Origin of the sequence: Indolivaga macrotermitis, from assembly GCF_900128985.1 — a bacterium.
GTDB lineage: Bacteria > Bacteroidota > Bacteroidia > Bacteroidales > Dysgonomonadaceae > Dysgonomonas_A > Dysgonomonas_A macrotermitis.
The window spans coordinates 1-11,801 of the sequence record NZ_FQUC01000028.1; the positions used below are offsets into that span (position 1 = coordinate 1).

Consider the following 11,801-nt stretch of genomic DNA (forward strand, 5'->3'; position numbering starts at 1 on the left):
AAAAAGTGGTCCGCTACTTTGGTATAACGAAAAAGTTCGTAAATTCGTAGATTTTGTTTTATCCGATGCGTCTCTCTCTCTCTCTCTCTCTCTCTAATACTTTAGCGCATACGACAAAATCTAAAATGTTAAATCTTAGATTCTCTATAGAATTTTTATAGATATGCCTTTGAAACATTTTTTTGTTTTATTCGCTGAGTATGCTATTTTCGATCACAAATATAGGAGTAAATTTGATATAACAAAAAAGAATTGATAAAAAAGTTTCTTTTTTCTTCTTGTGAAATGTTAAAATGTAGTTGTAGCTTGTTTGTAGTAAGGATTTTATCTGTTTATGTATTAAGAATAAAAACAAAGAAAGGGCACAGTGAAAACGATAGGCCGGAGGTAAACCGAAAAAAACATTCATGTTTTAAACAATATTACAATTAAAAGCCGATCAAATTTGATCGGCTTTTTAATATATATAATCATCTCTGAAATTTAGTTTTGGCAATCACGAAGTTAGATATCAAAGTATCTAATTCTTCTAGTTTTATAAATGATACAGATTTGTAGGTAAAATATTCTCTTTAAAATAGTTTAACGCCTTTATACATCCATCTAGTTCATCTGAATCAAGAGTTCCAACATAATCAATCAAACTTTAAGATCCTACATAATAGGAATTCTCCAATCTTAATGCTGAAATTGATTGTTTAGTAGTTAAATCTGTTATGTAAATATTCTTGAATGTTACACCACCTGATTTACCAATCGAACGATTTTTTGTATAGTGCCCCTTCTCTCTTTGTAAATTCAATAGTTTTGCTTTTAGATTCTGGTTCTTTTTCCTGAGAATTCGCTAAAAATGGCAACAAGAATAATAGGAATAATAATTTACATAATTAAAGATGTAATTTTAAGTTTGTTCGCTCAAAACTAAACATTACTTTCTATTTTCCTTTTATTTCTTCCAATAATTTTTAGATGTCGTTTTCTAAATGAAAAATAACGAAATATTGTTTTACTAATATATTTGAGAGGTCAGATTTTGAAAGCAACTTAAAACTTGCGTTAAAGAATTATTTATTTTATTTGCACCCTCGTTATGTTTGATTGTGAAAAAAGTTTGTTAAGTTTGTCGCGAAAATGCAAATAAAATAAATTAAACATTATCGTATAATCTATTGTTATTAACACAGCTTTGGAACGTAAAATGTATCATACGCAGGAAAAGAGGAAGACTAGACTAAGCTCTCCTAAACCATGTACAAGAGATGATGCTTGGCTTGGAAATGGATATTATTTTTGGTATGATGAGATTGATGCGATTCATTGGGGTAATAATAGTAAGACAAAGACCGGTTCTTTTGAGATTTATAAGGCGTTAATAAATCTTGATAATATCTTGGATACTGTGTTTAATGAGGAGCATTATCAGTTTTGGATGAAACAAATAGAAAAGGCCGCAAAAGCGATAATTAAAATTACCGGAAAAAAGCCTACACTAAAAGAAATTAATCAATATTTTCAAGAGCGGTCTAAATGGCAAGATATTACTAAAGGAATATTGTTTCAGGATTTACCTAATAGTGATGATTTACTGGTAAGTGGACTTTATTATAGAAAAAGAATTCAATTAGCAGCCTATGATTTAGGTATTGTAAGTGAATTTTGTTTTCAAGAAGAAATGAATTGTAATTGATTATTAAGAAATTGAAACTATGATAGATTTAAAAGAATTAGAAAGAAGATTAGATGAGGCTTTAGCTAGAGAAACAGAATCTAGCTTAAAAGAGTGGTTGTCGAGTCAACGTAATGGTGATATTTCTTGCTATGATGATGTTTCAATGATTTTTGATTCATCAGAGACTTTTAATATAGATCAAGCACGCTTTAAAATGTCGTTTGATAATATAAAACAAAGGTATATAGAAACGGACGACTCCTTTACTCCGTTTAATTTTGGTTTTGATGATAAATATATGGAGTACAGTGACACTAATAAAAATTTAGCAGCTGCATAATTTAATTTATACAATATATGTCTTCTACAGAATCAAAGTTTAGGTTTAATGGATATCAAATATTAAAATCTCTAATAGAAATTAGAGATCCTCGAGGTATATCAGATAATTTAGATATAAGCTTTAAAAAATCTAGTGGTATTAATGAAAGTGAAAGAAAATATAAATTAGAGCTAGAGGTGTCAATTGAAGACGAGAATAAACTTTTGGTAATAAAAATATTATGTAATGGGTTTTTTGAATTTGAAAAAGACATTACAGACGAAGAAAGACATATATTCTTTAATACTAGTGCGCCAGCCATATTATTCCCCTATATAAGGGCGTATATAAGTACATTAACCTCGTTATCTGGCATAAAACCATTAATATTGCCCACGATAAATTTAAGTAAAGGTGCTGTAAAAAGATAAAAAGGAGAAGCTTATTTTGAATTGAACCCTAAAAGTTAGACAAAAACTTTTAGGGTTTATTTTATTTCCCCCCTAAACACTAACTTGCCAAATATAGCTACTTATAAAGATAGGATTACATTTTTCCACGTTAACACATGCGGAGTAACTATGGAATGCTATTAAAGTATGATATATTAAGGAAAAAAAGGAATAAAATAGTTAAAATAAGCATAAAATAAAGGGAGCTTGTTAAGATAGTATCAGTCTAGAAACTAAGTATCTATGCGGGTTTACCAACAGCCTAAAAAGTACAAAAAGAAAAATTTTTGACCTTACCCCAATTTTTTATCAAAAAAAATTTGCGGAGAAAAAAAAGCATATTACATTTACAGCCGAATTCAACTCTCATTCAGATGGTTAATAGTATTAAAAATAGGAGCAAAATCAATAGCAATCTAAGTTTTAACAATTTAGATTTGTTTTTTTGCGCTGAAAAATTAGAGAGAGAGAGAGAGAGAGAGAGAGAGAGAGAGAGAGAGAGGCGCACACGCCCATTATAATTGCGTTAAGTAAAGATTATACCCCAATACAATATTTATCAAGTCCAAAAGACGGAGCATCTTTTTATGTCTTCATACGCTTCGTCACGTATATATTTATCCTAATATTCAGTTGGTCAAATAAACTGTTCCAGACAAGTGAGTTGTTGTTTAGTCGAATCGGACAAGATCTGGAAAGTATGCTATGTAGTAACCAGCTGACATTTGCAGCAAACCGCAGTGAGTGCACTTTGCTGCTCTCTTTTCATCATGCAGGCCCCAAAACAGCCGGGCCAGACCCATTCATAGAAGCGCAAAGCTCCCAAAGAAGAAAACAAGACCCTCAAAGAAATATACTTACCACAAACTCTACAAACCACAAACGTATAGTTATTTATGACTTGCTTTATGAACATTTATTAGACTCAGACAAACACGATCATTCTTTCGTTGTACGACCTTTAATCACTACTACTCAACAGAGATCAGCAGCAAACTGCAGTGAGTGCACTTTGCTGTTTCATTTAAAGCTAGATAAATAACCACCCATACAAGAATAACTAATTATAACAAGGGAATACCCTGAAATGACACTCAAGATAAACGACAATTAAACAAACAATTATTAAAGAACATGAATAGAAAGTTTTTAATGGGCATAATTGCCCTTATGGTAAGTAGCACAGCATTAGCACAGGTAGGGATCAATACCGAAGCCCCGGCAGCGTCGCTGGACGTAACAGCCAATTTAAGCGATGCAACCCCCGAAGGAGTAATAGCTCCCCGCCTGACCGGTAACCAGATGAAAGCCGCCGACCCCCAATACGGAACAGCCCAGACCGGAGCCATAGTTTACGCCACAGCAGCAGTAACCACAGCAAGCGCAAAAACAATAAACGTAACAGCCGCCGGATACTATTATTTTGACGGAACAGTGTGGCAGGCGATTATCGGCGGTACCGAATGGCGGACATCAGGAACGGCAACTGATGCTCAGACAGACAAAGTCGGGGATATTTCCCGTAGTGGACGTGTTGCCGTGTATAATGGGCCAAATTCGACAACCGCATCAGCAGTACCTACTGCAGCATTCAGTGTCATAAATGAAACTACAACCGATGCTCTTGATAACATATCTATTACGACCTATTCCGGCGCTAATGTAACCCCGTCCTTTCTTATGTATTCTTACGATGGGACAAAAGATAATCCGTTACCATTGACGAGTGGCAGAGGTATCGGTAGCATTCAGTTTGGTAGTATACCAGGAATCACGACAGGAATCTATACAAGGTATGTAGGAGATGGAAGTTCTAATAAGTCGAACTTGTATTTTACAACCAGCGGTGCCGGATCAGATATGGCTAATGCCAGAATGCTTATAGACTCTATTGGCCGTGTTGGTATAGGAACTTTATCACCAGCAACCAAATTAGATATTAAAGCGGATGCTTCTGGAACAGGATTCAAAATGGTGGATGGTACGCAAGGTGATGGCAAAATAATGATTTCCGATGCTAACGGAGTAGGGACATGGCAAAATCTGGCAGCCAAAGTAGTATTTGGGATAAAAGAAAATGCGAACACAACATTAACATCAAATGGTGTTTACAAATATCTGGGAATGTATGTAGTTGTACCTCCCGGAAGGTCACAGGTATATGTCGGAGGTATGATACAAGGAGCGAATGCAAATGGATATGTGACAACAAAGTTATCAGAATCTAGCACAAGTGTTACAAAAACAAATATTCAACAGATTCCGGAGCTTGCTGGATTTGGTATAATGAATGCAACTATTACAATAGGGCAAATGACTTTTTATATAACTAATACATCCACTACTTCAAGAACACTTTACCTATGGGGATGTATTGCTGGTGGACCGTCAACTGCAACTTGGGCACAGGTAGGTCTCAGCGAACCGTTCATATCTGTTGCATATTAATATCATTTTTGTAATAAAATAAATATAGTTATTTATGACTTCGATGCAATATACGACCTTTTTTAGCTTCAGACTGATTACTACTACTAATCAGATGAAATAGAGTACTATATGTTGTTTAAAAATAACTCTTTCATTGATATATAAAGATGTTTATTTTTTTCAAATTGTAAAATTCCATATAAATACTCATTGGACGTCATCTTACAGTTAGGTGTGTTGATAATTTTTTAGTGTGTACCACCAGTGAGAATTATTTATACAGGACTTTTATAGGTGTTGTTGTTATGATGTGAGTCAGTGCAACGATGTCGGGTAGTGGTATGTAGAGATTACATGGCACTACCTTATCTCTTACCGATAGATATGCATATTTAACAGAATCACGAGCAAAAATGATGACAACAAACAGAGCATTACAGGAGTTTTACCGGGCAATAAAAGATTACTTAACCTGGATAAAGACGAAACAGGGACGCTGCTATTTAAAGGAACATCCCATACACAAAGAAGAAATTTTGAAAATATTAAAATACAGGAACAGGCAAATATAGGACAGCAAAATATTTAATTTTCATGACTAGTATATTGTTGATAAATAAATATTTATGTGCTGTATCAAAATAGGACGAACTAAAAAAACAAAATAGTATTTAAACATTCATTCAGTTTTATTTATGTCTAACTTTAAACTCACAAATTATGAAAAAGTTATTTTTAGTATCTGCAATCGTTTTATTAGCTTCCACCTTTACATCATGTTATACCTCCAGAGTATATCATGGAAGTGTAACAGAAACTACACCACAGGTCGAAGTCGCATCGAAATCTAATCCTATACTGCTTTGGGGCTTGCTGCCATTAAAAAAGGCAAATCAAGAAGCAAAAGATAATGTAGGAAATAGAAAAAACTACACCACTTTAACCCAATGGACATTTGTAGATGGGTTATTGAATTGCATCACATTGGGTATATACAGCCCAACAACAACAAAGTATTATATCCCAGCAGATGAAAAATAATAAAAGACAATCTTTAAAAGAAGGAGATAGCATGTTACATGCTATCTCCTTCTTTACAGGTAATTTCTGTTGTTGAATAGAATAAATTAAAGCACAAAACAAAACTATGGTACTGAAATATTTTTTTATTGGTTATAGTTTTTCCTTTTACATACTTCGTTTCCGTTTTAAATTATCCGTTTTTTTTGTGTAAAATACATCAAAATACAACCGGAAAAAAAAGAAATAATTGCGGTATAAATTGTGTGTGTTTTCTTGTATTTATTCATCCAATTTTTTATATATTTATGTCGTAATTTATTTTAAATAAGTGAGTAAAGAATTTTTACAAGTGTTGATTTTGTGGAACAGACTTGTAGTGATATAACTCTGTTTACACATCTTTACTAAGTAATAATCCTAATTGTCTAAGGCTGTAGTGATACAGCCTTTTTCTTTATAGATATATCCTGGTAGATACACTATTTTGTATTTAAATTATACAACCGGATGACCCCAATTACGCGTCTCAGCATTTATATGATTATATCATATAACATCATGTACTAAATGTAGTAACATCGAAGATGGGTTTATACTCTTTCCTTACGAAAATAAACCCGAAAATATTGATCGCTATATACCCTTTGACTGGTAAAAAGATGTTGTAGATTATTTTCATTTAGCACTTTGTTCTAAAATATAAAGAGGCTGATTACCTTTATATTAAAGGTAGGGATAGAGAGGGAAATTACCGGAGAAAACAGAAAAAATACAGCAAGGTGCAATCGCTGCATCTTGCTGCCATGTGTTGGCTTTCACTCAGGAAGTTGATTGAATAGAATTCAATCAAAAGAGTAAACATAACGAAAACAATGTCTCTATCCAATCCAACATACCCCGCCAACATACATAGAGATAGTGAGTGTTGTTATAAAAGGAATTCATAAAAAGATGTTCCATAGTTATATAAACAGATATTCCTTGATCTCAAAAAAAATGGCCGAGCAGAAATCTATTCTATCGGCAATGCCCAAAGAGTTCCGCCGGCAAGGTAAGTTGCCGTACCGGAAATAGTACTCGCCCAGATATAGAAAGTCTTAGTTCCGGAATTAGTAACAAAATAAATAGCAGTAACCGAAACCGGGTCAAGCCCCGAACTCATACCCCGCCGGTTAGAAATATCCGGCAAAGAATAACTATCCGGAGATTCGCACAAATCCCAGAATATATTTTTCTGGGCATTACAAGTCGCCTGAAACATAATCTGCCAGGTGCCCTCAGGCAAAGTAATAGAAACTCCCGAGTAGGAAGGAGTAGCTGTAAATGTTTTACCCGATAGAAGGCCGTTCACATTCTCTACTTCTATAAACTCTAAACGCGGACGGTCGCCCCATTTCGCATTTCCCGTTGTATCAGACATCAACATTTTTCCTTCAGTCTGATTACCATCACGAAGACAGAATGACCCGCGAATATCAAGCTTAGCCCTAGGATTCACTGTACCGATCCCCATCTGTCCGGTATTGGTTATCATAACATCATCCGCAGTACCGCTACTGCCTGAAGGGCTGGCATTTCTTTGGAGATCGACATGGAGGATTCCCTGAGGATTCTCGGTCTGCATCCCTATTTGGGCATTAACAGGCATAACAGACAATACCTGTACGAGGATTAAGCATATTTTTGTATTCATAAACATTGTTTTGTTAGTTGTGATAAAATACAGCAAAGTGCAATCGCTGCACCTTGCTGCCGTGTGTTGGTCTGCGCTCAGGTAGCTGTTTGAATAGTATCAGTTTAAATAAACAACGAAAACAATGACTCTACACAACACAACCTACCGGACCAACAAAAGTGGCTAAATGCACATGATATATATTACATAGAACATAAAAAGATTCCAGTTGTTTCTGCCTAAACAGAAGTTTATTAATATCAGATAATCCCCGTGAGGGGAGTGTTTTGTCATGCTATTAAAGACATAACCAGCCGGCCACCGGTATTTATTTTACAACAAAAATGATATTGAAAAAATCATCATAATCGGCTTTCCCTTTTACGGAATAATCCATTATCCCATCGGCACTAATACTATTAATAGTTATCCGCGAAGGATCGTGATAACTGACATAATAATACAAGTCGCAGGATGAAGGAACGTAAGATATCCTGGGCGGAGCACCCGGGCTACAGACCATCGGTATAATACACACTTGCTTATCAGAAGTATATGATATGGCCGAAGGAGCATCGGTATTACTCACAGTAGGGGTACAGAACAGCCTTTTATATTCGTCGTACAAGTCTAAAAATCGATTGGTAACAACAGCCGGTTCGTCAATAGCTATCGAAGACATATAGCACGAACCGGATTGAGTGTTTTCTCCTGAAAGGCATATCCATTCAGGGTTGGCAGCAGTACCCGCATTCTGTGAGATGCATTTGAGTGTTGTATCATAAACGATCAATCCTTCAGCCGGATTAGCCATCGCCACTCTTTGGGCAGAAGTCATCCGGGGGATAAGTATTCCTTTTTCAGAGCTGACTATTTCCAGAGCAGCCGAAGTATTGGGCATATCAGTGTTAATTCCCACTTGAGCCTGCAAGGACATTATCCCTAAGAAGTATAATATCAATAAAAATCTTTTCATCTTCTCTCTTCGTTTTTTTAATTTAAAACTGCCACTATAATAGTTGTTTAGGTAAAATACAGCAAAGTGCAATCACTGCACCTTGCTGCCCTATGTTGGTTTTTCGCTCAGGAAGTTGTTAGGAGAGTATTCAAATACAAAATTATACACAATAAAAACAACGTCTCAACACAACTTGCCTTACCAACATTTATATGGAAAAAATATATCTAAAATTAACCGAGCATTTTAGTAAATATCTTTTCATCTTTTCTCTTTATTTGTTTTATTCTAAATAGTCACTGTGTATTTCAATTATTCATGGAAAGAAGCCTGCTCGAGCCTCCAATACATCATAAACGTCCGTGCCCGCAATGTCTCAAAGTATATCGGATGATATTCACGGTAGTAAGACAACCGGCAGGATAACTTATCCCCTACCGAAAATTGTCCACCCAAAAATACTGTATAAGTAAACGGGTTACCAGCAGTAAATCCAACCATATTTAATTCCGCCACATCAACCGGAGTATCATTAGCCATCAGCCATACATAAAGCACCTCACGGCTGGGTGCAGTCAGATTCGTTTCCGGCTTGCCATATAAACTAATCCCGATTCCATAAGCTCCAGCTTCGGAAATAATAATATCATCTCCAAAATTCATTAATGCAGCACAGGCATAATCACTCGAACTACAAACAGGAGTAACCAATGGGGTCTGTAAAGTTCTTATTTGTAGTCTTTTTGCATCTTCGGTAAACAGGTAGTGCCACTTGCTGTTTTCATAAACATATAGCCCCGGGATAACGCCATTCGTTCCGTTAACTGTCACCGTATTATATACCAACATTCCGGTTTGAGGGCTTGGTACCGTTGTTACGTCTAACTGAGATGTTAGAGCTACTTTGTTTGGCAAGAACGCCTTATTGGGATCGGTCATTAGTAACTGTGTATTATCCAATGGGAGCGCTCCTATAGAAATAACCGCTTCATCACCGAACCCTTTGCTAAAATACACATCATCGAGTTGCTGAGCCGTTGATGGTGTTGTTCCCGTATTATTATTCCTCAGAGGGTCAACATGAAACAATGCCTGAGGATTATCGGTATTGACACCTATTTGAGCATTTAACTTCAATACCGATATTCCGAGAGCTATAATTATATAAATGATATTATTTTTCATGTCTGTTTTTCTTATATTTTCCAATAGATAAGAGATGTTTTTGCTGCACTGATTGGATTTGCCCGTAACTGCCAGCCGTAATACCCGGTATAATGCCCCAGACGGAATGTAACAATATCGTCCTTATCGAGTACAGCCTGCATTGAGACTGTATGGGTAAAAGCGACTATTCCCCCTAAAGGCAGAGGCACATTAATTTCCATTGAAGCTACTTTGGTCGATCCATTTTTCATCATATACAAATAGCATATGGTACGTGTAAATGTCGGAGCGGTAGTACCGGATGAATTGGCTGTAGCCGGCCCATACAACCGGAGGGAGAATATATAAGTACCTTTTTCTTCCATCTGGATAGTACCAAAATTTGCAAGAGTAGCTGTCATCGGAGATGATGGATCTCCTAAATTAGGCAGATCAACTGAGGTACAGTCGGTCAATAAATCGCGCTGTGACAGATTGGAGTTTACCTGCCCGTACTGCCATTCGTACCATACCTCTCCATTGAAATAATAATAGCCGGGAATGATATTATCGGGATAAGTTCCTGATGTTGCAGTATTATAAACAATCGTTCCGGTTTCGGGATTTGGTATAGTCGTTATATCCCTCAGACCGGTAAGAGCCACCCTGTTTAGTAATATAGCTTTATTAGTAGCCAGCAAAGCCAATTGGGCCGAGCTGTTTGTAGCAACCTGGCCTCCTACACCCACATTTGCCCCTGTCGAAGCATTTGCCGCAACAATAACATCGTCTGTCAGCTGCGATGTTGCCGGGACACCGGTTGTTGCATTATTCCCCCGGGTATCTATATGAAAAATACCCTGGACATTATTTGTATTAATTCCTACCTGAGCATTTCCTGTAAAGCAGAAAATCAGCATCAGGCTAACTATATTGTATTTCATTTTTGTTCTCTTTATAATTTCCAGTATTCCAGATACGTGTTGCCTGTAAGGGTAATAGAAGGATAGGTCGAATAATGGCGTGCCGTAAATTTCAACTCATCTTCGGCTTTAAGCTCCATTCCTGCAATGCCCGTAATGGTGAAAGATAACCCATTCGGGAATAAAGCAGGATTTATCTCTATCGTTTGAAAGACAGAAAAGGCACTTTCGCCAACACTTTTTTTCAGAACATCTATATAAAGTATACCGCGTGTAATCTTATCCGCTAAATCTCCGGTAGATGAAGTTCCTGCGATATTGAAGGAAAATGCATATGCTCCGTCTTCAAAAATAGTTATACCACCAAAATTAAGGACAGGGGCATCTAAAGCAGCGGTAGTTGAGGGGGCTGTTGTTACCGATGTCTGTAACGAACGGGTATTACTTACTCCGAGATAAGCTGCTGTCCTCAGCCTCTTCCAACGGGAACCATTGTATAAATAATAACCCGGCAGAGTATTGTTGGGGTAAGCTCCCGAAGCCGTTGTATTATACACCACCATCCCTTCGACCGGCGAAGGTACTGTAGTAACATCGAGTGCTGATGTTAACTTCACCCTGTTTGGAACGAAACCTTTGATGGAACTATGCAACGATATTGATGTTCCGGTTACGGATGCTCCTCCTATAGACAACGTTACGCCCGAACCACCATCGCTTGCAATTACAATATCATCTTTCATATTTGTAGTTCCGGAAGTTTCACCCAAGGCATCCAGATGGAAGATACCCTGTGGTGTTTGGGTATTTATTCCCACCTGAGCTTTTAGAGACATTACCCCTAAAAAGCATAGCATAAGTAAATAATTCTTTTTCATTCTGTTTAATTTGAAATTGTTGTTTTAGGGTCATAGACCCCTCTATCTTGATCCCGTAAATAAAAAATCTTTAAAATACAGCAAAGTGCAATCTCTGCACCTTGCTGCCCTATGTTGGTTTTACGCTCGTGGCAGTTGAAAGGAGAGTATTCAAATACAATATTAAACACAATAAAACAACGTCTCTACACAACTAGCCATACCAACATTTATAGGAAAAAATATATAATATAATCAACCGGTCCACCTGAAAAACAAAGGAACACGATATTCAGTATTAAAAAAGAACCCCTTCACACCATAAAACAACCGATGTAACAGGCCT

The 11,801-nt window shown here is 36.4% G+C and carries 10 protein-coding genes; 5 read left to right on the top strand and 5 right to left on the bottom strand.

Annotated features, from left to right (window positions below; translation table 11 throughout):
* The first annotated feature begins 1,186 nt into the window (after positions 1-1,186).
* The 5 genes from BUC12_RS19310 to BUC12_RS19330 all read left to right on the top strand — a co-directional run bounded on the left by BUC12_RS19310 (position 1,187) and on the right by BUC12_RS19330 (position 5,914).
* Positions 1,187-1,687, top strand: a complete 501-nt coding sequence (locus BUC12_RS19310) for a hypothetical protein (RefSeq protein ID WP_139262129.1) — start codon at positions 1,187-1,189, stop codon at positions 1,685-1,687.
* Between the two features lie 19 nt (positions 1,688-1,706).
* Complete coding sequence (locus BUC12_RS19315; RefSeq protein WP_062185064.1) at positions 1,707-2,009, top strand: hypothetical protein; 303 nt, start codon at positions 1,707-1,709, stop codon at positions 2,007-2,009.
* 17 nt (positions 2,010-2,026) lie between these two features.
* Positions 2,027-2,422 (top strand): protein-export chaperone SecB, encoded by a 396-nt coding sequence (locus BUC12_RS19320; protein WP_062185060.1) that lies wholly within the window; start codon positions 2,027-2,029, stop codon positions 2,420-2,422.
* 1,155 nt (positions 2,423-3,577) lie between these two features.
* A complete protein-coding gene (locus tag BUC12_RS19325) occupies positions 3,578-4,891 on the top strand; it encodes a hypothetical protein (protein ID WP_139262130.1) in 1,314 nt (437 codons plus the stop codon).
* 702 nt (positions 4,892-5,593) lie between these two features.
* A complete protein-coding gene (locus BUC12_RS19330) occupies positions 5,594-5,914 on the top strand; it encodes a Bor family protein (protein ID WP_062185054.1) in 321 nt (106 codons plus the stop codon).
* A gap of 994 nt (positions 5,915-6,908) precedes the next feature.
* Here the strand turns inward: BUC12_RS19330 and BUC12_RS19335 are convergent.
* The 5 genes from BUC12_RS19335 to BUC12_RS19355 all read right to left on the bottom strand — a co-directional run bounded on the left by BUC12_RS19335 (position 6,909) and on the right by BUC12_RS19355 (position 11,476).
* Complete coding sequence (locus BUC12_RS19335) at positions 6,909-7,589, bottom strand: hypothetical protein (RefSeq protein ID WP_062185051.1); 681 nt, start codon at positions 7,587-7,589, stop codon at positions 6,909-6,911.
* A gap of 310 nt (positions 7,590-7,899) precedes the next feature.
* On the bottom strand, positions 7,900-8,547 hold the full coding sequence (locus BUC12_RS19340) for a hypothetical protein (RefSeq protein ID WP_062185048.1): 648 nt from the start codon (positions 8,545-8,547) through the stop codon (positions 7,900-7,902).
* A 294-nt stretch (positions 8,548-8,841) separates the two neighbouring features.
* Positions 8,842-9,714, bottom strand: a complete 873-nt coding sequence (locus BUC12_RS19345; protein WP_062185045.1) for a hypothetical protein — start codon at positions 9,712-9,714, stop codon at positions 8,842-8,844.
* Between the two features lie 11 nt (positions 9,715-9,725).
* Positions 9,726-10,619: a hypothetical protein gene (locus tag BUC12_RS19350; protein WP_062185042.1), complete on the bottom strand. Its 894-nt coding sequence runs from the start codon at positions 10,617-10,619 to the stop codon at positions 9,726-9,728.
* A gap of 11 nt (positions 10,620-10,630) precedes the next feature.
* Positions 10,631-11,476, bottom strand: coding sequence for a hypothetical protein (locus BUC12_RS19355; protein WP_139262131.1), 846 nt, complete (start codon positions 11,474-11,476; stop codon positions 10,631-10,633).
* Between the last annotated feature and the right edge of the window lie 325 nt (positions 11,477-11,801).

Bases quoted from the DNA above. Each gene is read 5' to 3' on its own strand.
- BUC12_RS19315 (WP_062185064.1), top strand. From the start codon at position 1,707: ATGATAGATTTAAAAGAATTAGAAAGAAGATTAGATGAGGCTTTAGCT.
- BUC12_RS19335 (WP_062185051.1), bottom strand. From the start codon at position 7,589: ATGAATACAAAAATATGCTTAATCCTCGTACAGGTATTGTCTGTTATG.
- BUC12_RS19320 (WP_062185060.1), top strand. From the start codon at position 2,027: ATGTCTTCTACAGAATCAAAGTTTAGGTTTAATGGATATCAAATATTA.
- BUC12_RS19330 (WP_062185054.1), top strand. From the start codon at position 5,594: ATGAAAAAGTTATTTTTAGTATCTGCAATCGTTTTATTAGCTTCCACC.
- BUC12_RS19325 (WP_139262130.1), top strand. From the start codon at position 3,578: ATGAATAGAAAGTTTTTAATGGGCATAATTGCCCTTATGGTAAGTAGC.
- BUC12_RS19350 (WP_062185042.1), bottom strand. From the start codon at position 10,619: ATGAAATACAATATAGTTAGCCTGATGCTGATTTTCTGCTTTACAGGA.
- BUC12_RS19355 (WP_139262131.1), bottom strand. From the start codon at position 11,476: ATGAAAAAGAATTATTTACTTATGCTATGCTTTTTAGGGGTAATGTCT.
- BUC12_RS19340 (WP_062185048.1), bottom strand. From the start codon at position 8,547: ATGAAAAGATTTTTATTGATATTATACTTCTTAGGGATAATGTCCTTG.
- BUC12_RS19345 (WP_062185045.1), bottom strand. From the start codon at position 9,714: ATGAAAAATAATATCATTTATATAATTATAGCTCTCGGAATATCGGTA.